We start from the raw sequence: 25,338 nt of genomic DNA, 5'->3' as shown, positions 1-25,338 counted from the left end.
TCCATAATATATTTGCAAGTTATATAATGATTAAAATTAATATTACGAGTCTTAATATAGAGATTAAAAACAAGAAAAAAGTACTCATCCGACCAAGATTAGTACTTTTTATTCTTAAATTAATCATTTTATCTAGTTCTAAGGATGCTTAGTGTTCCCGCACTAAGCATTCTTTTTTATAGTGTCCATGATATTTATCTTTATTTATCTTTATTTATCTTTAAACCTAATAACTTAGCTCTCTATAAAAACCTGATTAAATATAAATAACTTCTGGCAGTATACCAGGATTGGAATCATAGAGATCCTTCCTATAAAGTTTTGGTATATATATGACAATAATATTGCTTATCAAAAATGAAATCAGCCCAATAAGGAATGTAAAAAATATTAAAAATCATTTTTTCTTAAATTCTTTATTATCTAAAATAATAACCTCTGACTTATCTTCCTTTGCTGCCTCCTTTGTATGGTTCACAAGTTTTATAACGTTCTTGTATGATTGTTTTGCTCCCTTTATAAGCAAGGGCACTCCTATAAAATCAATTTTTAACCATCTAGAAAATAATCCTCCAAAGGTCATTGGCATTGGAACCGTTGGCGATGTATTGGAAAATATAATTTTCTCATTTAATAGCTTTTGTTTATGAAGCATAGAAGCTAAATTATATAATCCTGGAATTAAAACCTTTGAACGCCCTCTACCTACAACATAGACTTTATTTCCATCTTTATCACTTCCATAATAAAAAAGTTCTCCTCGATTTCCATATACTAACTTATTAAAGTTAGGTAAATTCAATATTTCATCCTTAGTCGGTTCTCGAGTTTCATCTAGCATTTCTAAATGATAAGCCATTGCTAGAATAGATGAGTGGGTTCCTCCATAACAATTATATATGTATATCATTAAAATCACCTAATCTCTTATTTTTTATTTTATTTTAATAATTGTAGTATATACATTAAACATTGGAATTAAACAATATTTGAAGAAAATAACGTAACGATTTTGATTACATTCTAAAGTAACACGCTTTTTATAAGAATTTATTTAATCCTCTTTACTGTAAATTACTCATTAATAAATACTAAAAGACCGTATCCATTATTTTGATACGGTCTTTTTTATCTATCTTATAAAGTTTGTAAATATCTTATCTTCCTTTGCATTTTCTTTAACTTGAGATTTTCCAGCTTCAACTACTTTCATCATCCAAGCAGTGTTCTTACCAAGTACTCTCATTATTTGCATACCTTCTTCATCTTGCATTACTTCTCCAGGAGCAGTTCCATAGGCTACATTCCAATAATTAGATGTCGGCATTATCATTTCTGAGTAATTAATATAATTATTTAATTGGTCAAATACAGGTATTCCTCCTGATCTTCTTACTGCTACTACACTTGCCCCTATTTTATGTCTAAACATTCCTCCATTTGAAGTAGCTACAAAAAATGCACGATCTAAAAATGATTTCATAGTACCCGCTATTGCTGAATAATAAACTGGCGATCCTAAAATTATTCCATCAGCTTCTTTCATTTTTTGAACCCATTCATTCACTCCATCAGTTTCTATAACACATCTTTCATTTTGATTTCTTGAACATCCTCCACAAGCTAGACATCCACGTATTACTTTATTTCCTACATGAACGATTTCTACTTCTATTCCTTCTTTTTCTAATTCTGTTGCTACAGTTTTTATAGCATTGTAAGTATTTCCTGCCTTATTAGGACTTCCATTAAATGCAACTACTTTCATAACTTTACCTCCAGTCAATAATTATTTCTATATGATTATTATATTTAAATTCGATATCCTTTTATTATTAACAAAAATATTATATATATCAGATAACTTTAGAAATCTACTTTATCAGGATGAAGCCCTGAATCTCCACAATCAGTTAACCTATCAATTCTATCAACATCTTGTTCACTGATTTCAAAATCAAATACCTCAAGATTATTTTTAATTCTCTCTGGTGTAACAGACTTTGGTAATGGTAAAATACCTTTTTGAATAATCCAACGTAGACTAAGTTGAGCTACAGATTTTTTGTATTGATCTGCAATTTCTTTTAATACCGGATGATTAAAAATCTGTCCGTTTGAAAATGGGGCCCATGCCTCCACTAAAATATTGTGTTGCTTGCAAAATGCTACTGTTTCCTCTTGCATCATGCCAGGATGTAATTCAATTTGATTTACCATCGGTTGAATCTTAGCAGTTTCCATTAATGACTTAAGGTGATGTTCAAGGAAATTACTAACTCCGATTGATTTGACTTTACCCTGTTTATAAAGTTTCTCGAATGCTCTCCAACTCTCTCTGTTTTCTTCCTGCCATTTGTTTTTTGATGCTTTTGCAATAGGCCAGTGGATAAGGTATAAATCTAAATAATCAAGCTGTAAATCCTCTAATGTTTTATTAAAGGCAACTAACGTCTCTTCATATCCTTTGTCATCATTCCATAGTTTACTTGTTACAAATAATTCTTCGCGTGCCACACCAGATTTACTTATAGCTTCACCAACACTTTTTTCATTTCCATAAGCAGCAGCACAGTCAATATGTCTATATCCTGATTTAATTGCATTTAGTACGGACTGCTCTGTTTCTTCTCCACTAGGTGTACGAAATGTTCCAAATCCTATACTTGGTATCTTATAGTTATTGTTTAATAAATAAAAATTCTCCTTCATGTCATTATTTTCCTTTCAGGTTTATTGTTTTATAAATTTAATCTAATTATGATATTCTTTTGCAAAAATTAATATATTCTCTTTTTCTGTATAAATTTTACAGGTAATTGATATAACATATTTTGCACTCTTTTTTTTGCTATAAGGCAAGTATAGACCTTACACTTAACTCTAAGTCAATAGCATATTTTAAAAAATTTTTATATTTTCAAATTCATAGTCTTTATATAATACTATAACAAATAAAATCTTATATTTAATAATTTTCATAATCACCCTTGACTTAGATTTAATTGTAAGTAATATAATATATAAAAACTACTTGAGGTGATAAATATGAACTATTCTATAGCACAAGCCGCTAAAGAAATGAATTTGACAACATATACATTAAGATATTATGATCGTGAGGGATTGCTCTCTAATGTTAAAAGAGATAAATCAGGCAAGCGTATTTTTACAAAAGATGATATGGAAACACTTTCTCTTATATGCTGTCTTAAAAATACTGGAATGCCTATTAAGGAAATAAAGCAATTTATAGATTGGCAAAATGAAGGTAATAATACTCTTCATGACCGTAACAATATGTTAGGAAAACATAAAGAAGATGTTTTAAATCAAATAGAAAATTTGAAAAAATATCTTCGTTTGATTGACCGAAAGCTTGATTATTACTATGATGCTTGCCAGGCATATGATACAAACTCACCAATTCCAACTTGTTGCGAATATACAGATGATGATTCAAAGTTTTAGGTTTAAAATATACAACGCTATCTCACTAAAAAATTAACAAACTTTAAATTAAAAGGGGCTATCACAGAACATTTTTTATATTCATGCGATAGCCCCTTTTTTTATAAATCTTAAAAAACCGTATCCCTTATTTGTGATAAGGTTCACCACAATTAATCCTATAAGCCCTATAAATCTGCTCCAACAAAATCAACCTCATCAACTGATGAGGAAAAGTCATCTTAGAAAACGACAACTTAAAATCGGCCCTCTTCATCACCTCATCAGAAAGCCCTAGAGAGCCACCGATTACAAAAGTAAGGCTACTATTGCCAGTAACAGCCAAATTGCTCATATGGCCTGCTAATTCTTCAGAAGATAGGTTCTTGCCATCTATAGCTAGTGCAATAACATAACTGTTTTGCTTTATCTTACTTAAAATCTTGTTTCCCTCTTTATCCTTAACTATCTCCCTGCCTTTATCACTCAAATTCTCGGGAGCTTTTTCATCATCTAATTCTACTATATCGAGCTTGCAATACTTGCTAAGTCTTTTACTAAACTCTTCAATTCCAAGCTTTAAATATTTCTCTTTAATTTTTCCAACTGAAACTATTTGTATGTTCATAAAAACCTCTCAAAATTCAACTCTTCGTTTTACGTTTCTATTTTACTCTGTAAATCTTAGACGGACTGTTTCTTAAAAGAATATCCAAAGTTACATCTTGTCCAACTGCCATGTCGTTTGCAGCTAGAGTCCCGTTAGCAGTTTCAAATGCTAATTCTGGGAAGTTGTTTTCTTTGCTTAAATGCGCTAATAAGATTGACTCCGTCCCGTTATTGATTAAATCCACACAGAATTGAGATGCTATATCGTTTGATAAGTGACCTATATCTGACATAACCCTCTTCTTAAGAGAGTAAGTATAAGATCCCATCATCAACATATTTTCATCGTAGTTTGATTCTAAAACCACTAATTTTGACTTATAAAGATGTTTTTTTACGTTCTCTGTTACACACCCTATATCTGTAGCTATAGAAATCTTCTCGTCATTATCAGTATAAAAATTGTATCCTACTGGATCCGCTGCATCATGCTGTATTGAAAATGGTCTTATAACAATATTCTCGAGAGCGTAAGTCTTGTCATTCTCGAAAACCTTCATATTCTTATCCTTGATTTCACCTATCTTGTCCTTCATTGAACACCAAGTCTTTATATTCGCATAAATGGGTATATCAAATTTTCTAGATAAAATACCCGCACCCTTTATGTGATCCGAATGTTCGTGAGTAATAAAAATCCCCTTTAAACTCTGTGCATCTATATCAATATCTTTTAGACCTGTAGTTATAGTCTTTCCACTTAAACCCGCATCTACTAATATATTTGTTCCTTTATATCCTACGTAGTGGCAGTTTCCACTACTGCCGCTGCCTATTGAACAATACTCAATCATTTCTCTGTCCTCTCTTCCTTACTCTATAAGTTACATTATACCAAAAAAAGAATATTAGAAACGAATTAAAGTATTTCTTGTATTAAATTTACAATTTATGTTGACTTTAGCCGCCATATTATATTACAAAAAATACAAAGGGCAAGTTCTAAAAGTCGTAAATACCTTTAAAACTTACCCTTAAATACTAATATAATCTTTATTCTAACTACTGACCATTAATTTACTTATTTTTAATTTACTTATCTTTAATTCACTTTACTTATCTTTACTACTATATCGTTTTACTGCCCTTTAAATTAATTCCTTCTGTAGTAACTCTACAATATTATATTTATAAATATACCTACTTGCATTCACTTATTATTTTATCAATATCTACGCCCTTACTGTTCCAAAGATCTACAAAAACTCTACCGTTTACATTTTGGTGTTTATTCTTATTGTAGTATTCTTTTAAAGTACTGAAAAAGACTTTATCCCCTACTTCTTTTCTAACATTATGTAGTGCTACAGCTCCTTTTGTATATACATTTAAGCTGTAATCCGTTGAATTTTTATAGTCAGTTGTAGGCTTAAATATATTTTCACTTCTGTAGCTCTTCGATTGTACTTCCATTGTCTTCATAAGCTTTTCAGCTGTATCTTTTCCGTATTTATTTTCAAAATAAAGAACTGTAGAGTACTCTGTAAGAGCTTCATCCAGCCACGGTTCGCTTATTTCATCATTTCCGACTACAGAATACCACCACTGATGAGCTGCTTCATGAGCTATAACATACTCAAGTAAAAACTTATTTTTTTCGTTATATAGACTCTGATCTATCATTACTAACATCGGGTACTCCATTCCACCTATGTAAAAATCACTTGCAACAACTGAGAATCCTTTATATGGGTACTTTCCAAACAGGTCGCTAAAAATTCTTATTGAATCCTCTGCCACTTCCGTACTTTTATGAGCCAAATTTTTGTTTAAATTGTATGTATTTATTGATACTCCCTTGCTCCTACCCCTTGCGATATCGAAATCTTTACTCATTACAAATGCGAAGTCTCTTACATTTTTAGCCTCGATTTCGTACATCTTTTTCTTTTCGTCGTATTTATCATTTACTACAATACCTGTATTCGCTAACTTATACTTTCTAGGCAACAATAAGTTTACATCAAAGTCGCTAGTTTCACTGTAAAAAGGGTCTCCAATTGCCTCATAACTCTTTAAATTCCATCCTCTACTATCATTTACACATGCTATCGGGAACCAGTTTGTCACATTTACAGTGTTGTCGCCATACCCAAACCTTCCTAAAGAGTTTGGAAGCTTTACATTGTATTTAAAATCAATAGGTACGCTATCTCCTGGTTTTATTTTTTCATTTAATTTAATCTCTAGTATATCATTTTTCTCACCTTTGACTTCATATTGTAGTTTTTTCTTTGAGCTCAAAACATTTTTGATATCTATGTAACCCTCATTGAACCCATTTGGGTAAGCTTGAGTCATCTCTTTCTTTTCAAATGGTGCGTACTCCCTTTTAGAAAAAGCATTGGGGTATATATGGAAATATACTTTGTCTAAATCTTCTTTAGTGTTGTTGACATACTCTGTCGTCTGATTACACATGATTTTTTTGCTCTCATCATTGAAGATAGCATCAATTTTGTACTGATTTATTTTAGCTGGTCCTTTTAGCATAAAAGTTTCTAATGTCTGTGTCTTTTCAATTACTATTCCTCCAACTAGTAGCATAAATATAATAGCTACAGAAAAAGTTTTTCTTACCCTTTGGTCCATCCTAATAACCAAAACATCTCCTCCTATTCACGTAAGTTCTTTGATATATTTGCAATATTATCCTTCGTCAAATTTCTCCTTAATAACCAATAACACAGTAAAAAATGATATAATCTTATCTGAGGTGATTATATGTTTTATAAGGAAGTCAACGATATAGATTTAGGTGATACAGCAATACCTAATATCTTTATAGATATATTTATGCCAATGGCAAATGGTTTATACGTAAAAGTTTATTTGCTTGGCTTTAGACAGGCATGCGATAAGTCAGCTAACCCAAATTTTGATAATAATTCTATAGCTAAGAATTTGGACGTGCCTTTGGCGGATGTGCATGACGCTTGGAAGTACTGGGAGGACAAACACATAGTTAAAATTCATAAAAACGAAGGGTATAATGATTTGAATTATTCCATTGAGTTTTTAGATATTAAAAAGTACTATATTGAGAATACCGCAATTGGATCACCTACAAAATCTAGTACCGATACTATTGTAGAGGCTTCTGAAAACCCGAGTATTAGAAGTATGTTTAATTCCATAAATAAAATTGTCGGTAGGTATTTGGACCCAGGTGAAAAGATTAGTCTAATGGAGTCTATGAACAAATACAACATGAATTCAGATATGATAATATGTGCTTATGAATATGTAAAAGAAAAATCCGGTTTTTCTAAATCGGTTAAATACATTGATGGAATTCTTAGAAATTGGTATGATTCCAACTTTTACACACCACAGGATGTCGAGGAAAGTTTCAAATTTCAGAGCGATAGATACACAATGTATAAAGAGATTTTCCGCCAACTTGGATTCTCTAGACAACCTACCAAGTCTGAGAAGAAAATTATGGATGATTGGTTTGATAAGTTTGAGATGAATATGGACCTTATATTAAACGCATGTGATAGGTCTAAAAATATCTCAAATCCATCTATCTCTTACATCAATGGTATAATTAAAAATTGGAACACTAAAAGTATTAAAACCCTTGAAGATCTTGCTAAAGATGAAGAAGAATATAGATCTAAGGAAAAAGATAACAAAAAAGCTAAAACTACAAATAGTCAAAACAACAATACAAAAAGCTATCAAAGTAAAAAAACTAAGTTTCACAATTTCAATGAGACCTTTACTCAATACTCATCGGATGAACTTGATGAGATAATAAGAAAGAGCCAAAGAGAAAAATTTAAGTAGGTGATTAAGTGAACGAAAACAAAGTTAAAAGGATTCTCAAAAAGTACGAAGAGCGAAGAGATGAAAACGAACTGCTACTTGAAAAAAGAAAAAAACAAGTATACGATAAATTCTCTCAAATTAAAGCAATTGATAATGAAATCTCTTTAATAGGATTGAAATTAGCAAAGTCTGTACTTACGAATCCGGCCGACAGAGAGCATATAGTAAAAAAATCAAAAGAAGAGTTAGATACACTAAGAGAACGAAAATACAAAATTTTCTCAGATAACAAAATCCCAGAAAATTACTTAGAAATGAAGTATCACTGCAATGTTTGCAAAGATAAGGCATTTTTACCTACTGGAGAGAAATGCAACTGCTTTAAACAAGAGATTGTAAATGAAGCATACAAAATGTCAAATATAGAAAATGTACTTAATAAAGAGAATTTCTCTAACTTCAAGCTAGAAATTTTTTCTACAGAAAAATCAAAAGAAAAAGGCATATCTCCAAGAGAAAATATGCTCGATATCTCAAGTTACTGTGAAGAATATGTACGTAATTTTAACCCTAGAGAATCGAATAATATCCTGTTCCACGGCTCTACAGGACTAGGAAAGACATATATGTGTAACTGTATAGCAAAAGACCTACTTGATAGAGGTTATCTTGTTATTTACCAAACCTCATTTAAAATTCTTGAGATACTTGAGGATTACAAATTTAGAAGAGATTCAGAAAACAAAATTAGTGAAGAGAACTACAGAAACTTATTCGACTGCGATTTGCTAGTAATAGATGATTTAGGAACTGAACTTACAAACACTTTTACAAGCAGTGAACTGTTCAATATTGTAAATACTAGACTTACAGCTGGTAAGAGTATGATTATTTCTACAAACTTAACTCCTATTCAGATCGGTGAGACCTATACTCAGAGAACTCTCTCTAGAATTTTAGATCAGTTTAAGATTTTCGACTTCTTTGGAAGCGATTTGAGATGGGAAAGATTTAAGTAAATAAAAATTTATATGCACTTAAAAAAAGCTGTATTTAAAACAGCTTTTTTATTTATTCAAATTCAATAAATTGACAATTCAATTGAAAGCAAATACTCTATAATTATTAATTTATTTTATCGACCCTCATTGATAGTATAGTAATGCTTGGTCCCATTATTGATTTATATGTATATAAACCTGCGCTTATACCTCTCAGAGTAACGTAGTCGTCCTGTAGAACTCTTTCACTTTGCTGTCGTATTCAGCATACATAACTTTATCATAATTACCACTAACAGCTAGTCTTATTGATTTAATCGTTATTATCTTCAATCATATTTCTACGGCTAGTTACTATTCATTATCAATAATAAAAAAGATGGATAGAGCTATTAAGTTCTATCCATCTTTAAAAATATTATCTTTATGACTTACTTTTCGTCATATCCTTTTCTTCGCTTTTATCTTTTGAAATAGCGTAGTACGGTATAGTCAAGAATAAGATCGCTCCAACTATGTTGCCCAGTGTAACTATAAGAATATTATAGAAGTAACCCCCAAGCGTAATTGCAGCTCCCATAGGCTTTAATAATCCAACTGTAAGCAAAGTCATATTAGCAATGCTATGCTCATATCCTGAAGTTATAAAAGCAAATAGACACCAGAATATCATTATAAGTTTTCCGCTCTCTGATTTCAGCTTATAATTACACCATACAGCTAAACAAACTAGTATATTACAAAGCATACCTCTAAAAAATAATTGCATAGGCTCGATGCTCATTTTAGTTGCAGTTGTAGCCGCTATAAACTCGCCTACTGGTCCTTTTGCAAGCCCGGCACCAATGAACATAAGTGATACTATAATTGCCCCTATCCAGTTCCCTAGATAACAAACAACCCATAATTTGATAGTTTGATTTAGGTTAACTGTCTTTTTTAACATTCCTGCCGTCATAATCATATTATTCCCTGTAAATAACTCTGAACCTGCCATAAGTACTAAACTAAGTGCTATCCCAAAAGTTGCACCCATAAAAATCTTTACGTAAGGTGCTCCTGCGAGCATTCCACCTGATGTGTAGATAAATAAGATAGCTAATCCCACGTATAAGCCAGCTAGCATTGATGCCATCAAATAACCAGTAAAATTACGTTCTAAAAACTTAGCTTTTTTTCTGGCAGTCTCTACTATTACCGAAAACTCCTCTTGAAACATATACACACCTCTTCAACATTTATTTAATCTAAGTATAACAAATCTATATTAAGTTTCACAATTATAAATTAGTATTAAATATATTATTAATAAAGTTAATTTCTAATAAAGTTAATATTATAAACTCGTTATACTTTATATTGAATTAATTATAATAATATAACTAAATGTTAGAACTTTTATAGGTATTATTAATACAATAAAAAAACTAGCTTAAAATATTAAGCTAGTCTATATGTTGTAGTAAATGGTGACCCGTAGGGGAATCGAACCCCTGTTACCGCCGTGAAAGGGCGGTGTCTTGACCGCTTGACCAACGGGCCACTTATTGGTGATCTATCCGCGACTCGAACGCGGGACACCCTGATTAAAAGTCAGGTGCTCTACCGACTGAGCTAATAGACCGTATTTTTTTGTCTCTGTTTTACCACAAGTAAGATTATATCGTGTGGTAGATATTTCGTCAATACTTTTTTACAAAATTATTTATTTTTTTTATAATTTCTACAAAAATATAGGGAAAAGCACAAAAGTACCTAAAATCTTTTGTGATTTCCCACTTTTTTAATAAATTCTTTGCTTTTTATAGATAAATTTCAAATAAAATTTATCTCAATTTCCTAAGAAAATATATTTCTTCTAACTATCGTCTGAAGTCTATTTGGTCCGACTGAAACTATATCAGCGCTAACTCCTACAAGTTCTTCTATTCTCTTAATGTATTTTTTAGCGTTTTCTGGAAGCTCATCGTAGTTAGTAACTTTAGTTATATCTTCGTTCCATCCATCTAATTCTTCATAAACTGGCTCACATTTTGCAAGATCATCTAAAGATGCTGGGAAGTTTTTGATTATCTTATCTCCCATTTTGTAAGCAGTACATATTTTTAATTTGTCAAAACCGCTAAGTACATCTAGTAACATGAAAGACATACTAGTAAGTCCATTTACTCTTGCAGCATAACTAACCATAACAGCATCGAACCAACCACATCTTCTCGGTCTACCTGTTACTACTCCAAATTCATTTCCTTGCTTTCTTATTTGCTCGCCTATTTCGTTGTTTAACTCAGTAACAAATGGTCCTTCTCCAACTCTTGTTGTATAAGCCTTAACTATACCAACAACATCTTTGATCATGTTTGGCCCAACTCCAGCTCCAACTGCAAATCCTCCTGATATAGGATGTGAAGAAGTAACAAATGGATACGTTCCAAGGTCTAAATCTAGGAATGTTCCTTGAGCACCTTCAAATAATACTTTTTTTCCTTCTTTTATAGCATCGTATACTACTACTGTAGTGTCATCTACGAATTTTCTTATTCGATCAGCATATCCTAAGTATTCATTGTATATAGCTTCAAAGTCGAATAGCTCTTCTTTTCCGTATATATTTTTTACTATTTTATTTTTAGCTTCTATTTGTGGCTTTAATTTAGCTGCAAATATATCTTTGTCCATAAGATCACATATTCTTATTCCAGATCTTTCAGTTTTATCCATATAGCAAGGGCCGATACCATTTTTAGTAGTACCTATTTTGTTGTCTCCTCTAGCTTCTTCAGATAAAGCATCTATTTCCTTGTGATATGGGAATATAACATGCGCTCTGTCACTTATTTTTATGTTGTCTGGGTTTATAGTCCCCTCTTCAAACATCTCTAGCTCTTTTAAAAATCCTTTTGGGTCAAAAACTATTCCGTTCCCTATTACATTTATAGCTTCTGGATTTAATATTCCTGATGGTATTAAACGCAGTGCATATTTTTTATCTCCAACTACTAGAGTATGACCAGCATTGTTTCCACCTTGTCCTCTTATTACTACATCGGCTTGTGTTGCAAGATAATCTATAACCTTACCTTTTCCTTCGTCCCCCCATTGAGAACCTACAACCGCAACTGTTTTCATATGTTCCACCTCTATTCATATAATATCGAATGTTTTACATATATATATTATCAAATATTCGTTATTAATTCAAACAATTTAACAACTTAATAACTTTAATACATGTTTTTCTATCTCTGACAAGTCTTTCAACGACTTGATCTTGTTTTCATTTTCTTTTATATTATTTACAGCTATTACTAGTTTATCCACACTTTCTAGCTTAAGCATAGGTACTACTTCACCTACATTTGTATTTGTCAGGTTTAAAATTACTTCATCGCCTTTATCCTCTGCAAAGATAATTATGCCTTCTTTTATTTCATTGTCTACTATTCTAATTAAATTTATTTCGTTATTTATCTTAACATAATCAGGATAAAAATATAATATGCTTATTTTTTCCATAATATTTTCACCGACCCTTCGTTTTTAAAATTAATAAAAAACGTAAATTTATAAACTTTATATCTTCTTTTTTGCACTTTCTAACAGTAATTTTTAAGTTTATTCACATTAATATACATGTTATTCACATTTATCAACAGGCTATCTGTGGATACTGTGTATAAATATATATCTATTTTTCAATGTTTATAGATATTCTAGCGACATATATCCACATTTTTGTTGTAAAAAGAAAGGTTGTTCTGTGGACATATGTGTATATTTATCGGATTTTTAAAGATCTCTAAGCTTGTCTCCAAATCTTTGAACTTCACCTAACCATACTAGCTCAACAGAACCTGTTTCTCCATGTCTGTTTTTAGAAATAATAACCTCACATATATTCTTGCTCTCTGAATCTGCATTATAGTACTCATCTCTGTATAAAAACATTACTATATCCGCATCCTGCTCTATAGAACCAGACTCTCTAAGGTCTGAAAGCATAGGTCTGTGATCCGCCCTCTGCTCAGGGGCACGAGAAAGCTGAGATAGCGCTATAACAGGACAGTTTAGCTCTTTGGCAAGTATCTTTAATGATCTTGATATTTGAGCAATCTCCTGCTGTCTACTCTCGTTCTTTCCATCTCCCTCCATAAGTTGAAGGTAATCTATAAGTACTAAATCTAATCCCTGCTCGATCTTAAGTTTTCTGCATTTGGATCTAAGCTCCGATATTTTAATACCAGGAGTATCATCTATATGGATCTTAGTATCAGAAAGTACAGCCATCGCATCTATTATTCTCGGCCAATCACTATCTCCTAGTGTACCAGTCTTTATTCTCTTAAGATCAACACTGGACTGAGACGATAGCATACGCTGTACAAGCTGTTCTTTAGACATCTCAAGACTAAATACTGCTACAGACGCATTGCCCTTTATAGCGGCATTTTGAACAAGATTCAGAGAAAAAGCGGTCTTACCCATTGCAGGTCTGGCCGCTATAAGTATGAGGTCTGTTCTCTGAAATCCATTCATTTTCTTATTAAGGTCTTTAAACCCTGTTGTCACACCTGTAACATCGCTCTTGTTTGTATACAATTGTTCAATCATATCGTAAGTATCCATTAAGACTTCATTTATAGGTTTGAAATCATCACTGGCTTTTTCTTGTGATATATCAAAAATCTTTTTCTCTGCTTGGTCTATTACATCTTCTATCTTTATGGATTTTTCGTATCCAAGTTTAATTATATCGTTTGATGCTTTTATTAGTTTTCTTAATACAGACTTTTCTTTTACTATATCTGTATAGAATTTAACATTTGATGTAGTTGGAACTACAGTCGATAAACTAGTTATATAGCTAATTCCTCCAACATCAGTTAAGTGCCCTTTTCCTTTTAGTTCCTCGGTCAAAGTTATTATATCAATCGGCTCGCTTTTATTGCTAAGCGAGACCATACTTTCGTAAATAATCTTGTGTGCCTCTTTATAAAAATCATCTGGACTTATAATCTCTGCAACAGTAATCATTGCATCTTTATCCAGAAGTATCGATCCGAGTATTGATTGTTCGGACTCGACACTATGAGGGGGAACTCTCGTTATATCTTCCATCATATCACCTCGAGAGATTATTGCTTTTCTTTTACATCAACTCTTATATTTGTAGTTACTTTTGGGTGTATTTTTATCTCTACCTTAGTAGATCCCAAAACTCTTATAGGCTCTTCTAGTACTATTTTTCTCTTATCTACATCTATATCTTTTTGCTTTTTAAGCTGCTCTGCTATGTCTTTAGAAGTTATTGATCCAAATAATCTTCCGCCTTCGCCAGCTTTTGTGTATATATCTATACTCACTTTTTCCATTTCTTTGCCTAAAAGTACAGCGTTGTCGTACTCTTGTTGAGCTTTAAACTCTTCTGATTTATTTTTTTCTTTTAGTTCTTTAACAGCTGTGCTATCTGCAGCTACAGCCATCTTTTTAGGGAACAAGAAGTTTCTCGCATATCCATCACTTACTTCTTTCATCTCCCCTTTTTTACCAGTTCCCTTAACATCTTTAAGTAATATAACTTTCATCTATTCTTCCTCCTCTAAATAATCTAGTATTATGTCTTGAACCATCTTATAAGCATCTTTTAGAGTGACATCTTTTAGCTGTGCACCAGCTATGTCCATATGTCCTCCCCCGCCTAACTTTTCCATAAGTACGTGTACATTTATCTTTCCTAATGATCTAGAACTTATAAATACCTTACCATCTTTATGTCCAAGTACAAATGATGCCTCAACTTGCTTTATATTAAGCAGTTCATCTGCGACTTGAGCTATTACTATATTTATATTGCTCATCTCGGTTTCTGAGTAAGCTATACATATTCTATCGTCAATTATTTTTGCGTTTTGTATTGTTTCTGCTTTTACTATAAAGTCCTTTACATCTGAGTTAAAGAACTTTTTAACTTCCACAGTATCTGCTCCTACTTTCTTTAGATATGAAGCAGCCTCAAATGTTCTAACACCTGTTTTAAACGAGAAGTTCTTCGTATCCAGGCTTATCCCAGCTAGAAGTCCTTCTGCTGTAAGTTTATTTATATTTACATCGTCTTCCATATACTGTACCAACTCTGTAACCATCTCACACGTAGATGATACATAAATTTCGTGGAATAAAAGAACCGTATCGTTGATAAATTCCACACCTCTTCTGTGGTGATCTATTACAACAAGTTTTCTAGATATATTTAAAAGCTCCTCACACTCAGTGTGATTAGGTCTATGTGTATCAACAACAACTACTAAGGTATCCTCTGTGCAATTATCTAGAGCTTCCTCAGAAGTTACAAACAATCCATTGTAGTATTCAACTTCTTTAAGTTTATCTATAAATATTTCCACTGCCTCATTTTCGCTATCTAATACTATATTTGCTCGCTTATCGCACGATTTACATATATCGTATATTCCAACTGCAGCTCCTATTGCGTCCATATCTGGATACTTATGCCCCATAATATATACGTGTTCACTCTGCTTGATTACCTCTCTAAGTGCGTGTCCTATAAGCCTAGACTTAACTTTTGTCTTCTTTTCTACCGCTTTTGATTTACCACCGAAGAATATAAAGTTGTCTTTTGTCTTTACAACAGCTTGATCTCCGCCTCTTCCCAGAGCTAAATCTAAAGCTCCAGTAGCTAACTCTAAATTATCCTTTAAAGAATCTCCATCTACACCGATCCCGATACTTATTGTAACTGGGAGGTTATTTCCATGGTCGATTTCCCTTATTCTATCTAGAATTGAGAATTTTTCTTCTTCTAATTTTAGTAAATCTTCTTTATAAAGTACAACGATGTACTTATCTCTAGCAGTTTTTTTGATTGCACAATTATTATTAGCTTCCAAAACTCCTAGTTGTCTTTCAATGTCCATATTAATAAGGGATCTATGCTCTTCTTTAGCACTTTCAATTACTTCATTGTAACCGTCGACCTGAATCAACATCATTGCATTTTTTTCATTGTTGTAATCACTCTCAAGCTTCAGGCTATCAGTTTTATCCAGCCAATAAAGTATCATGTAGTACTTTGCACTATCCTCTTTATCGTTTTTTACTACATTATATACAATTGTATACTCTCTATCTTTGTAGCTGATGTCAGTATACATCTCTTTATTTTCATTTAAAACTTTTCTTAAGTTAAGATCATCAATCAACTCTTCTATATTCTGATTTAGAAGATCTTTAACATCCATCATATCGTAAAACTTTTTATTAAACCAAGATATATGCCCATCAAATTCAAGAATACAAAGCGGTATTGGCAAATTTAAAATCGCCTGCTTAGTTGTCTCATCTATATTCAAAGACAGGCTCTGAATATACTCAGCCCATTCCTTTGTTCTCATCGAATTCAATCTCCAATTGTGGAAAACTAAGTACAAAAAACAAACAAAGAATGCGCCACCTATATAAAAGTTGTAATAAATCAAAATAACGCTTAGAATTCCAATAGCAATTATATATAGATTTATCTCTGGCATATTGATCTTAAAGGTCGATCTCTTATTCATTCTCATCCTCCTAAGTGGATTTGTTACTTTTAACTTTTCTAAAATCTAATACACAGTCAAACATACCAATAACTGTTGCTCCAAGTATCCCTGCTATAAATAGTACTAGCAACAATACACATACTATTAATCCATTTTTTGATATATTCTTTAGATAGTAAGCATATAACGATATTGCTTGTATTAAGAATAATACAGCAAATGCAAAAAATAAATTAAGAATTACTTGTTCCTTATTCATTTTTATTCCAGCTACATCTAATATCAAAATAGATATGTACATGAATATTAAAGCCCACACCGCATGGCCTGGAAGAAAAATTTCAGTAAATTTAGCAGATTCTAATTTTTCTTTATTTATCTTATTTATAGTAAAAATACTCAAATAATAAACTATAAAGGAATACATTATATTTTGTGCTATCAACCATATTGGCATAAAGTTTAGAAAATAGTTCATAACCTCATCCGCACTAATTGATTCCATACCTTTTATATTTTTAAATATAAGATTGCTTGACTCCATATCCATTGCTTTTATTTGCTCTTCAATCAATTTAGTTATTCCAGACATAAGATCAATTTTAAATGCAAAGTGTACAATTAAAAAATAAATTATTGTACTTATTATAAAAATAATACTTCCCCAAAATATTGGTACAAGTTTATCTGCGTTTTTATCTTTAAAACTTGTATTTATCATTTTACCTATTAATATTCCAGGTAGCATAAATGTTATACATATATTTAATGCGTATGAAATATCTACACTAACCCAAAGCATAAGAAATGTAATTATCACCGCTTGTACTGTGAGTTTGGCATTATTTTTAGCTCCAACTAAAACGTAAGTTACTGCAATAAGCGGGCTAAACAAACTTAGTACTGGAACATATACAAATATTGCTGCTAATGCAATGGTCAAAAAAACTACACCGAGTAGTTGAGATGGCCTAATCTTTATCTCCAATTCAGAATCACTCCCTATTGTCTAAATGTTTCTCTAGATTGGTAAGATCTCCATACCATCTTTCAACACTATGATCTTCTTCTTTACCTATTTTTATTTTTTCTTTCACTTTATAATCAACATCTTTAAAACTAATACCAAGTCTCTTTGCCAAAAGATACGTAATCATAATTATATTAGCAAGTGTATCTTGAATAGCTTCATCTAGTGGCTTTACTCCTTTAAAAAGCAAGTTGAATAGATCACTCACACTCATTAAAATTTCCGTCTTCATCCATTCAATTATCTTAATGTTTCTAGTTATCTCAGAACCTTTATCTACTCTCACAAATCAGCCCTCCTTAATAAATATTATTATAACATAAATCATAATTTATTTAAGTATATATAGGAAAAAACGGCTCCGCTGACTTAATTTTAGGTAAATAAAATTAAGTTAATTTTTGACAAAAAAAGACTCTATTTTAAATTTAATTAATTAATTTCTTATGTGATAGAGATTTAGTAATAAAATATTTATGATAGGTTCAATTAAAATGCAGTTTTTCCGCACAACAATATTTCTATAAATAGGAAATAACTTAATTATAGCTTTATGTATTGGAGTTGTCTTGAAATTAGATCTATGCTAATATAAAATAAATTGGAAAATATAATATTTATATCAAAATAAATCTTAGCACATTTAAGATAGGAGAATATAAAATGGAAAAAATAGCTAGTTTCGTTGTTGACCACAGATATATAGATCCCGGTGTATATATATCTCGTATTGATGGGGATATTACAACATACGATTTAAGAACACGCAAACCAAATACAAATGACTTAATGAGCAATTCAGTAATGCACTCAGCTGAACATTTATTTGCTACATTTGTAAGAAATTCTGAATTAAAGGATGATGTAATCTATTTTGGTCCTATGGGATGTCAAACAGGGTATTACTTACTTGTAAGAAATGCAAACCATGCCAAAGTAATAAATCTAATAAAAAAAGTAATTGAAGATATTATATCATATCAAGGTGAGATGCCTGGGATGAGCGAAATAGAATGTGGTAATTACGCTAATCTTAATGTTGACCTTGCCAAGGAAGATTTAAGAAATTACTATGAGAAAATTAAAGACATAACTGAAGAAGATTTAAAATATCCAGAAGCTAAATAATATATACAATATATTATCAGCTTCTGTAGGGATTCTACGTTCACAACTGAGTACTCTCAATGCAGAGTACTCTTTTTTATTTTTATAGCTTTTTATCATTATTTAAAGAACTATTTTAAATATAAAATTTGAGTCAACTATGCGACAAACCTTTTTTATATAAAAAAAGATGGGCGATTGCCCATCCTCTTAGTCTAATGTATATGGTAAAAGAGCTATGTTTCTAGATCTTTTTATTGCTACAGTTAACTCTCTTTGATGCTTAGCACATGTTCCTGAAATTCTTCTTGGTAATATTTTACCTCTTTCAGTTATATACTTAGTTAATCTTTGAGAATTTTTGTAATCTATTTTAGCGTTTTTATCAGCACAGAACTGACAAACTCTTTTTTTCTTACGTCTTTTTTTATTCATCATGACTGGTTTCCTCCTTTTCTTTTAAAAATGGTCCATCTAAAACTATTTTTTAGAATGGTATATCGTCATCGTCTATAGCTTGGAAACCTTGAGGATCAAGTCCCTGTGGCTCAAAGCTTGGCTCAAACTTTTGAGAATCATCTCCGAATGAATTCTCAGATTTATTTTTATTACTATCTAAAGCTTGTACAGATCTAGTACTTACTTTAGTAAAAGTTCTTTTTTCGCCTGATTGGTTTTGATAATTATCAACTCTTATTGAACCTTGAAGTGATACTAATCTTCCTTTAGTAATATAGTTAGCGCAGAATTCTGCAGCTTTTCCCATAACTTCTATAGGTATAAAGTCTGTATCTCTTGAACCATCTTTTTTTACAAAGTCTCTATCTATTGCAATTGTAAAAGTGGCTACTGGTGTTCCTGTTCCTGGGATATATCTCAACTCAGGATCTCTAGTCAGTCTTCCAACTAAGGTTACATTATTCATAAAAACACCACCTATTCATAATAAAACTAGCTATTAAGCAACAACTATCATATGTCTTATTACGTTTTCGTTTATCTTTAAATTTCTGTCGATTTCTTTAGGAACATCAACACCTGATTTAAAGTTAACTAATACATAGTAACCTTCAGTAAGTTTTTGTATTGGGTAAGCTAATTTCTTATTTCCCCAAGTATCAATCTTAACAACTTCACCATCAGTTCCTATAACATCTTTAACTTTGTTAAGTACAGTCTCTTTTACCTCTTCTTCAGAGTTTGACTTTACTACATAAATTAATTCATAATCTCTCACTTATTTCACCTCCCTTTGGACTAACGGCTCTAAAATCTATTTAGAGCAGAGAAATGAGACATATTTAGTCTCATACCCAACTATTTTACCATTAATTAATTAAGGTGTCAATTATTTTTCATTTTGAACTATCCCCCTATCACACTTATCGTTATTCCATCTGAGAAATCAGTTCCATCTACTAGTATTAAATCGACTCTGTTGCCAGTAAGAGCCCTAACCACATTTGTTAGAATAGTCTTTACTGTATATCCATCAAAATCCTTTACAACAGCTAAATAAGTCACCCCTAAATTTTCGTTTAACACTTCTGTGTAGTGTCCTTGAAAACCCCTGTAACATTTGCTGCGGATATAACCAGCCTATATCCCTCTATTACTTTTGCATCTACATGATAAGATCATCTACATTTTCAATTAAGCTAAAATCAATACGGACATCGGAGATATAAAATTTAGTAATAATTCAATAAAAATACAAAATTAAAAGAGGTTGTCTCAAAACCGATTTTATCAATCAGTTTTGGGACAACCCCTCTATATACTGTTTAAGTAAAGTTGTTTAAGTAAAATTACTTAACTTCTACTTTAGCTCCAGCAGCTTCTAATTTTTCTTTTATTTCATCAGACTCTTCTTTAGTAGCAGCTTCTTTTACTGCTTTAGGAGCATTGTCAACTAATTCTTTAGCTTCTTTTAATCCTAGTCCAGTTACTTCTCTAACAGCTTTGATAACTCCAACTTTTGAAGCTCCAACTTCTGCTAATATAACGTCGAACTCAGTTTGTTCTGCAGCACCAGCAGCAGCACCAGCATCACCAGCTACCATTACTGGAGCAGATGCAGATACACCGAATTTTTCTTCTGCAGCTTTAACTAATTCATTTAATTCTAAAACTTTCATGTTCTCTATAGCTTCTAATATTTGTTCTATTGTCATTTTTCGCACCTCCGAAATTATTTTCTTTTATTTATTCTTTATTTTTTAACTTGCTATTAAGCTTCTTGTTCTTCTGCTTTTTTTGCTATTGCATCTACTAAGTATGCAAAGTTTGATACTGGAGCTTTTAAGCTGCCAAGTAATTTTGCGATAAGAACTTCTCTTGATGGTATACTTGCAAGAGCTTCAATTTGAGACTCATTGTAGAATTCACCTTCAACAACACCCATTTTTAATTCCAATTTTGGATGGTTGTCTATAAAGTTCTTTAATATTCTAGCTGGAGCAACTGGATCTTCATATCCAAACGCTATTGCATTAGCACCAACTAATAATTCATCATTAAACTCATTTATTCCAACTTCTTGTGCTGCTCTTCTTACTAAAGTATTTTTGTATACTTTGTAGTCTATACCAGCTTCTCTCATTTGCTTTCTAAGCTCAGTTACCTCTTCAACTGTTAACCCTCTGTAGTTAACAACTATTGTAGATGTAGCTCTGTTAAGTTTTTCAACTATCTCAGCTACAACACCTGATTTAACTTCTATAGCTTTATTCATATAAACGTGCACCTCCTTTATCAATTTGAGACTAGTTTTCACCGTAAAACCGAAAAAGCCTTTGTTGTCATTGTAGACACCAAAAGCTTTAGCATAATAATTTATCTAAAAACCTCGGTGGGAAATTAAGCTAATGCACCCACTGTCTACGGTAAATCTATTCTGTATTTTGATTGACAAACATTATATTAACACTTTTGACAAGCGTCGTCAAGCATTAATTACTCTGCTGATTTAGCAGTATTTACCTTTACTCCAGGTCCCATTGTAGAAGTCACTGTAACACTTCTTAAATATTGACCTTTTGCAGCTGATGGCTTAGCTTTTACTATTGCATCCATAAGAGCAGCATAGTTTTCTTTTAATTTTTCTCCACCAAATGATACTTTTCCTATTGGAACGTGTATTATGTTAGTTTTGTCTAATCTGTATTCAACTTTACCAGCTTTTATTTCGTCTATAGCTTTAGCTACATCAAATGTAACAGTTCCTGATTTAGGGTTTGGCATTAAACCTTTTGGTCCAAGTACTCTACCTAATCTACCAACTACACCCATCATGTCTGGAGTAGCAACAACTATATCAAAATCAAACCAACCTTCACCTTGTATTTTTTGAACTAATTCTTCAGCTCCTACAAAGTCTGCTCCAGCTTCTTGAGCTTCTTTAGCTTTTTCACCTTTAGCAAAAACTAAAACTTTTTTAGTTTTACCAGTACCGTGTGGAAGTACAACAGCACCTCTTACTTGTTGGTCTGCGTGTCTTGAGTCAACACCTAATTTAATATGAGCTTCAACAGTCTCATCAAATTTAGCTCCTGCTATATCAGTAACTAAAGTTAACGCTTCTGATGCATCATAGAATTTTTGTCTATCTACTTTTTCTAAAGCTCCTGAATATCTTTTACCTTTTTTTGCCATTTTATTTTCCTCCTTGTGGTTAATATTCGGTTTTTTAAAACCTCCCACTAATTTAAAGCGAAATCTTTAATATTAATTATATAATATCGTTTAAGATTAGTCTATTACTTCAACACCCATGCTTCTAGCAGTTCCAGCAACCATTCTCATAGCAGCTTCTACTGATGCAGCATTTAAGTCAGGCATTTTTAACTCAGCAATCTCTTTAAGTTGAGCTTGAGTTATTTTAGCAACTTTCTTCTTGTTTGGTTCTCCAGATGCAGTTTTTAAATTTAATGCTTTCTTTATTAGCACTGCTGCTGGTGGAGTTTTTGTTATAAAACTGAATGATCTATCTTGATATACAGTTATAACAACTGGTATTATCATACCAGCTTGATCTGCAGTTTTAGCATTGAATTCCTTTGTGAATCCCATTATATTAACACCATGTTGCCCTAATGCTGGTCCAACTGGTGGTGCTGGTGTAGCCTTTCCTGCAGGTATTTGTAATTTTATTTGACCTATAACTTTTTTAGCCATTTTAGCGCACCTCCTCTAAATCTCTCTATAAAATAAGTATTAGATTTTCTCTATACCTTCAACATCCATTGTAAATGGTGTTTGCTTACCAAATGCATTAATAGATACTTTAACTTCTTTTTTCTCTATATTAATGTCTTCAACATTTCCAATTTGTCCCATAAAAGGCCCTGAGGCAATTCTTATTGCATCTCCAATTTCTAAATCAATCTCTCCATCAACTATCTTAGGAGTATTGATATCTATTCCCATTGATCTAACCTCTTCCTCACTAAGCGGAACTGGCTTAGATCCTGGACCAACGAATCCAGTAACACCTTTTGTATTTCTAACAACATACCATGATTCATCTGTTATTACCATTTTGACTAATACATAGCTCGGATATACTTTACGTTGTCTGATTTTTTCTTTTCCAGTTTTTGTAGTTTCAACTACATCTTCAGTGGGAACAACTACTTGTGTAATGCAATCTTCCATTCCCCTTGTCTTAACAGCCTTTTCGATAGTTGCTTTGACTTTGTTTTCATGTCCCGAATAAGTATGAACTACATACCAACTTTCTTTTTGTAACTCTGACATTTTGTCCACCTCTTTTCGACTATTTTACTATAAGTGATAGAAGCCATGATAAACCAGTATCTAGCCCCCAAACTATTATAGTAAATGAAACAACTACAGCTAAAACTATCCCAGTGTTTTTAAATAATTCTTTTCCTGTAGGCCATGTAACTCTTTTAAGTTCTTGACGGGTTTCTTTTAGATATCTAAACAAACTGAATCTTTTCTTTTTTACTTCTTCAGTCATTCCAAACTCACATCCTTATAAAACCTATTTTGTTTCCTTATGAGCTGTATGTTTTTTGCAGAATCTACAATATTTTTGTAACTCTATTCTGTCTGGGTTATTTTTCTTGTTTTTAGTAGTGTTATAGTTTCTTTGCTTACACTCTGAACACGCTAATGTTATCTTAACTCTCATGATACACCTCCACTTTGTTATACAATAGTATATATATATTGAATATAATATCCTCAAACTACGTATTTAAAAAAACACACAATTCAAGATATTATTACCTTCCATAATCATTACCTTGTATAAGTTACCACATTTTTATATGAAAGTCAACAGAATTAAAGCTCAATATTAAAAAAAGAGGAGTTAAAACCCCTCTTTAAATATTTTCTGTTATAATCTGGCAAGCCTGTTATTCACTGGATACCAGAACATTTTAACAACGACTCTTTTATTACTATTAAAAACTTAATTGCTTTATTAGCTGAGTTTTAACATCTTATTTATAAATAGTCAATAGTACATATTGCTAAATCATTATTCTAGTATAGAAACAACAACTCCTGAAGCAACTGTTCTTCCACCTTCTCTTATCGCGAATCTTTGTCCTTCTTCTACCGCGATTGAGTTGATTAAGTCTACTTCCATTGTTACGTTATCTCCAGGCATTACCATCTCTATTCCATCTGGTAATTTACAAGCGCCTGTTACGTCTGTTGTTCTTAAGTAAAATTGTGGTCTGTATCCATCAAAGAATGGAGTATGTCTTCCACCCTCTTCTTTTTTAAGAACGTATACTTCTGCAGTAAATTTAGTGTGAGCTTTTACAGAACCAGTTTTACAAAGAACTTGCCCTCTTTCTATCTCATCTCTTTGGATCCCTCTTAAAAGAGCTCCTATGTTATCTCCTGCTTGAGCTTGGTCTAGTAATTTTCTAAACATCTCTACTCCAGTTACAACTAACTTTCTTGGAGCATCTGAAAGACCTACTAGATCTACTTCATCTTGAACTTTAAGAATTCCTCTTTCAACTCTACCTGTAGCAACTGTACCTCTACCTGTTATAGAGAATACGTCCTCAACTGGCATTAAAAAGTCTTTATCTATATCTCTTTCTGGAGCTGGTATATACTCATCTATTTGTTCAAATAATTCAACTATTCTGTCTCCCCATGCACTTGAAGTGTCTTCTAAAGCCATTAGAGCAGAACCTTTAACTATTGGAGTATCGTCTCCTGGGAAGTCGTATTCAGTTAATAAGTCTCTAACTTCCATTTCAACTAACTCAAGCAACTCTTCGTCGTCTACCATGTCGCATTTGTTTAAGAATACAACGATGTATGGTACACCAACTTGTCTTGAAAGTACTATATGCTCTCTTGTTTGAGGCATTGGACCGTCTGTTGCAGAAACAACTAGTATAGCACCATCCATTTGAGCTGCCCCTGTGATCATGTTCTTAACATAGTCAGCATGCCCTGGGCAGTCAACGTGAGCGTAGTGTCTATTCGGTGTTTCGTACTCAACGTGAGTTGTAGATATAGTGATACCTCTTTCTCTTTCCTCTGGAGCCTTGTCTATATTCGCAAAGTCTACTGCTTCTCCTAAGTTGTATCTATCATGTAGCGTTTTAGTGATAGCTGCAGTTAAAGTAGTTTTACCATGGTCAACATGACCTATAGTTCCTATATTAACATGGGGCTTAGTTCTTTCGTATTTAGATTTAGCCATTTTACTTTCCTCCCTATTATATTTGATATATTTAAA

The 25,338-nt window shown here is 32.0% G+C and carries 30 protein-coding genes, 2 tRNA genes and 1 other annotated feature; of the genes, 4 read left to right on the top strand and 28 right to left on the bottom strand.

Annotation, left to right across the window (positions count from 1 at the left end):
* Window positions 1-397 precede the first annotated feature (397 nt).
* From J2Z43_RS12210 to J2Z43_RS12200, 3 genes are all read right to left on the bottom strand, one after another.
* Window positions 398-910 carry a DUF3189 family protein gene (locus tag J2Z43_RS12210; protein ID WP_209457414.1) on the bottom strand — a complete coding sequence of 171 codons (513 nt, stop codon included), beginning with the start codon at window positions 908-910 and terminating at the stop codon, window positions 398-400.
* Window positions 911-1,132: 222 nt separating this feature from the next.
* The gene (locus J2Z43_RS12205) at window positions 1,133-1,768 is read right to left on the bottom strand and encodes a flavodoxin family protein (RefSeq protein ID WP_209457413.1); all 636 of its coding nucleotides are present in this window, start codon (window positions 1,766-1,768) and stop codon (window positions 1,133-1,135) included.
* Between the two features lie 98 nt (window positions 1,769-1,866).
* Window positions 1,867-2,712 carry an aldo/keto reductase gene (locus J2Z43_RS12200; RefSeq protein WP_209457412.1) on the bottom strand — a complete coding sequence of 282 codons (846 nt, stop codon included), beginning with the start codon at window positions 2,710-2,712 and terminating at the stop codon, window positions 1,867-1,869.
* 336 nt (window positions 2,713-3,048) lie between these two features.
* Here J2Z43_RS12200 and J2Z43_RS12195 point away from each other — a divergent pair, with 336 nt between their 5' ends.
* On the top strand, window positions 3,049-3,471 hold the full coding sequence (locus J2Z43_RS12195; RefSeq protein ID WP_209457411.1) for a MerR family transcriptional regulator: 423 nt from the start codon (window positions 3,049-3,051) through the stop codon (window positions 3,469-3,471).
* Window positions 3,472-3,598: 127 nt separating this feature from the next.
* Here J2Z43_RS12195 and rlmH read toward each other — a convergent pair whose 3' ends face one another.
* The 3 genes from rlmH to J2Z43_RS12180 all read right to left on the bottom strand — a co-directional run bounded on the left by rlmH (window position 3,599) and on the right by J2Z43_RS12180 (window position 6,723).
* Window positions 3,599-4,078 (bottom strand): 23S rRNA (pseudouridine(1915)-N(3))-methyltransferase RlmH, encoded by a 480-nt coding sequence (gene rlmH, locus J2Z43_RS12190; protein ID WP_209457410.1) that lies wholly within the window; start codon window positions 4,076-4,078, stop codon window positions 3,599-3,601.
* 37 nt (window positions 4,079-4,115) lie between these two features.
* Window positions 4,116-4,913 (bottom strand): MBL fold metallo-hydrolase, encoded by a 798-nt coding sequence (locus tag J2Z43_RS12185; RefSeq protein ID WP_209457409.1) that lies wholly within the window; start codon window positions 4,911-4,913, stop codon window positions 4,116-4,118.
* Between the two features lie 346 nt (window positions 4,914-5,259).
* Window positions 5,260-6,723 carry a M1 family metallopeptidase gene (locus tag J2Z43_RS12180; RefSeq protein WP_209457408.1) on the bottom strand — a complete coding sequence of 488 codons (1,464 nt, stop codon included), beginning with the start codon at window positions 6,721-6,723 and terminating at the stop codon, window positions 5,260-5,262.
* A 120-nt stretch (window positions 6,724-6,843) separates the two neighbouring features.
* On the opposite strand from J2Z43_RS12180, the gene J2Z43_RS12175 reads away from it, so the two are divergent.
* A complete protein-coding gene (locus tag J2Z43_RS12175; protein WP_209457407.1) occupies window positions 6,844-7,914 on the top strand; it encodes a DnaD domain protein in 1,071 nt (356 codons plus the stop codon).
* An 8-nt stretch (window positions 7,915-7,922) separates the two neighbouring features.
* Complete coding sequence (locus J2Z43_RS12170; protein WP_209457406.1) at window positions 7,923-8,915, top strand: ATP-binding protein; 993 nt, start codon at window positions 7,923-7,925, stop codon at window positions 8,913-8,915.
* Window positions 8,916-9,321: 406 nt separating this feature from the next.
* On the opposite strand, the gene J2Z43_RS12165 is transcribed toward J2Z43_RS12170, so the two are convergent.
* From J2Z43_RS12165 to J2Z43_RS12120, 10 genes are all read right to left on the bottom strand, one after another.
* Window positions 9,322-10,116 carry a formate/nitrite transporter family protein gene (locus tag J2Z43_RS12165; RefSeq protein ID WP_209457405.1) on the bottom strand — a complete coding sequence of 265 codons (795 nt, stop codon included), beginning with the start codon at window positions 10,114-10,116 and terminating at the stop codon, window positions 9,322-9,324.
* A gap of 248 nt (window positions 10,117-10,364) precedes the next feature.
* A tRNA-Glu gene (locus tag J2Z43_RS12160) sits at window positions 10,365-10,439 on the bottom strand.
* A 6-nt stretch (window positions 10,440-10,445) separates the two neighbouring features.
* A tRNA-Lys gene (locus J2Z43_RS12155) sits at window positions 10,446-10,521 on the bottom strand.
* Window positions 10,522-10,736: 215 nt separating this feature from the next.
* Window positions 10,737-12,026, bottom strand: a complete 1,290-nt coding sequence (locus J2Z43_RS12150) for an adenylosuccinate synthase (RefSeq protein ID WP_209457404.1) — start codon at window positions 12,024-12,026, stop codon at window positions 10,737-10,739.
* Window positions 12,027-12,104: 78 nt separating this feature from the next.
* Window positions 12,105-12,413: a hypothetical protein gene (locus J2Z43_RS12145; protein WP_209457403.1), complete on the bottom strand. Its 309-nt coding sequence runs from the start codon at window positions 12,411-12,413 to the stop codon at window positions 12,105-12,107.
* A 273-nt stretch (window positions 12,414-12,686) separates the two neighbouring features.
* A complete protein-coding gene (gene dnaB / locus J2Z43_RS12140; RefSeq protein WP_209457402.1) occupies window positions 12,687-14,015 on the bottom strand; it encodes a replicative DNA helicase in 1,329 nt (442 codons plus the stop codon).
* A 17-nt stretch (window positions 14,016-14,032) separates the two neighbouring features.
* Window positions 14,033-14,482, bottom strand: a complete 450-nt coding sequence (rplI, locus tag J2Z43_RS12135; RefSeq protein WP_209457401.1) for a 50S ribosomal protein L9 — start codon at window positions 14,480-14,482, stop codon at window positions 14,033-14,035.
* Window positions 14,483-16,477, bottom strand: a complete 1,995-nt coding sequence (locus tag J2Z43_RS12130; RefSeq protein WP_209457400.1) for a DHH family phosphoesterase — start codon at window positions 16,475-16,477, stop codon at window positions 14,483-14,485.
* Between the two features lie 10 nt (window positions 16,478-16,487).
* Window positions 16,488-17,447 carry a DUF2232 domain-containing protein gene (locus J2Z43_RS12125; protein ID WP_209457399.1) on the bottom strand — a complete coding sequence of 320 codons (960 nt, stop codon included), beginning with the start codon at window positions 17,445-17,447 and terminating at the stop codon, window positions 16,488-16,490.
* 7 nt (window positions 17,448-17,454) lie between these two features.
* The gene (locus tag J2Z43_RS12120) at window positions 17,455-17,775 is read right to left on the bottom strand and encodes a MazG-like family protein (RefSeq protein WP_024621602.1); all 321 of its coding nucleotides are present in this window, start codon (window positions 17,773-17,775) and stop codon (window positions 17,455-17,457) included.
* A gap of 377 nt (window positions 17,776-18,152) precedes the next feature.
* Here J2Z43_RS12120 and J2Z43_RS12115 point away from each other — a divergent pair, with 377 nt between their 5' ends.
* Window positions 18,153-18,617, top strand: coding sequence for an S-ribosylhomocysteine lyase (locus J2Z43_RS12115; protein WP_027703203.1), 465 nt, complete (start codon window positions 18,153-18,155; stop codon window positions 18,615-18,617).
* 189 nt (window positions 18,618-18,806) lie between these two features.
* On the opposite strand, the gene rpsR is transcribed toward J2Z43_RS12115, so the two are convergent.
* The 12 genes from rpsR to tuf form a co-directional block, all read right to left on the bottom strand.
* Window positions 18,807-19,034 (bottom strand): 30S ribosomal protein S18, encoded by a 228-nt coding sequence (gene rpsR, locus J2Z43_RS12110; protein WP_024621604.1) that lies wholly within the window; start codon window positions 19,032-19,034, stop codon window positions 18,807-18,809.
* 49 nt (window positions 19,035-19,083) lie between these two features.
* Window positions 19,084-19,521, bottom strand: a complete 438-nt coding sequence (locus J2Z43_RS12105) for a single-stranded DNA-binding protein (protein ID WP_024621605.1) — start codon at window positions 19,519-19,521, stop codon at window positions 19,084-19,086.
* Window positions 19,522-19,554: 33 nt separating this feature from the next.
* Window positions 19,555-19,833 carry a 30S ribosomal protein S6 gene (gene rpsF / locus J2Z43_RS12100; protein WP_024621606.1) on the bottom strand — a complete coding sequence of 93 codons (279 nt, stop codon included), beginning with the start codon at window positions 19,831-19,833 and terminating at the stop codon, window positions 19,555-19,557.
* A gap of 128 nt (window positions 19,834-19,961) precedes the next feature.
* Window positions 19,962-20,141 carry a hypothetical protein gene (locus J2Z43_RS12095; RefSeq protein ID WP_209457398.1) on the bottom strand — a complete coding sequence of 60 codons (180 nt, stop codon included), beginning with the start codon at window positions 20,139-20,141 and terminating at the stop codon, window positions 19,962-19,964.
* A gap of 263 nt (window positions 20,142-20,404) precedes the next feature.
* Window positions 20,405-20,770 (bottom strand): 50S ribosomal protein L7/L12, encoded by a 366-nt coding sequence (gene rplL / locus J2Z43_RS12090; RefSeq protein ID WP_209457397.1) that lies wholly within the window; start codon window positions 20,768-20,770, stop codon window positions 20,405-20,407.
* 56 nt (window positions 20,771-20,826) lie between these two features.
* Window positions 20,827-21,330 carry a 50S ribosomal protein L10 gene (rplJ, locus tag J2Z43_RS12085; protein ID WP_209457396.1) on the bottom strand — a complete coding sequence of 168 codons (504 nt, stop codon included), beginning with the start codon at window positions 21,328-21,330 and terminating at the stop codon, window positions 20,827-20,829.
* Between the two features lie 42 nt (window positions 21,331-21,372).
* Window positions 21,373-21,500 (bottom strand) — a sequence feature (ribosomal protein L10 leader region).
* 51 nt (window positions 21,501-21,551) lie between these two features.
* On the bottom strand, window positions 21,552-22,250 hold the full coding sequence (rplA, locus tag J2Z43_RS12080; protein ID WP_209457395.1) for a 50S ribosomal protein L1: 699 nt from the start codon (window positions 22,248-22,250) through the stop codon (window positions 21,552-21,554).
* A 96-nt stretch (window positions 22,251-22,346) separates the two neighbouring features.
* Window positions 22,347-22,772: a 50S ribosomal protein L11 gene (gene rplK, locus J2Z43_RS12075; protein ID WP_024621610.1), complete on the bottom strand. Its 426-nt coding sequence runs from the start codon at window positions 22,770-22,772 to the stop codon at window positions 22,347-22,349.
* A gap of 39 nt (window positions 22,773-22,811) precedes the next feature.
* Window positions 22,812-23,354 carry a transcription termination/antitermination protein NusG gene (gene nusG / locus J2Z43_RS12070; protein ID WP_209457394.1) on the bottom strand — a complete coding sequence of 181 codons (543 nt, stop codon included), beginning with the start codon at window positions 23,352-23,354 and terminating at the stop codon, window positions 22,812-22,814.
* 19 nt (window positions 23,355-23,373) lie between these two features.
* The gene (gene secE, locus J2Z43_RS12065) at window positions 23,374-23,580 is read right to left on the bottom strand and encodes a preprotein translocase subunit SecE (protein ID WP_209457393.1); all 207 of its coding nucleotides are present in this window, start codon (window positions 23,578-23,580) and stop codon (window positions 23,374-23,376) included.
* Between the two features lie 24 nt (window positions 23,581-23,604).
* The gene (gene rpmG, locus J2Z43_RS12060; protein WP_024621613.1) at window positions 23,605-23,754 is read right to left on the bottom strand and encodes a 50S ribosomal protein L33; all 150 of its coding nucleotides are present in this window, start codon (window positions 23,752-23,754) and stop codon (window positions 23,605-23,607) included.
* A 354-nt stretch (window positions 23,755-24,108) separates the two neighbouring features.
* Window positions 24,109-25,302: an elongation factor Tu gene (gene tuf / locus J2Z43_RS12055; protein WP_209457392.1), complete on the bottom strand. Its 1,194-nt coding sequence runs from the start codon at window positions 25,300-25,302 to the stop codon at window positions 24,109-24,111.
* Window positions 25,303-25,338 lie beyond the last annotated feature (36 nt).

The organism is Metaclostridioides mangenotii (assembly GCF_017873185.1).
Classification (GTDB): Bacteria; Bacillota; Clostridia; order Peptostreptococcales; family Peptostreptococcaceae; genus Metaclostridioides; species Metaclostridioides mangenotii.
The sequence above is the reverse complement of the archived record's forward strand: the minus strand, read 5'-3'. Positions and strand labels throughout refer to the sequence as shown.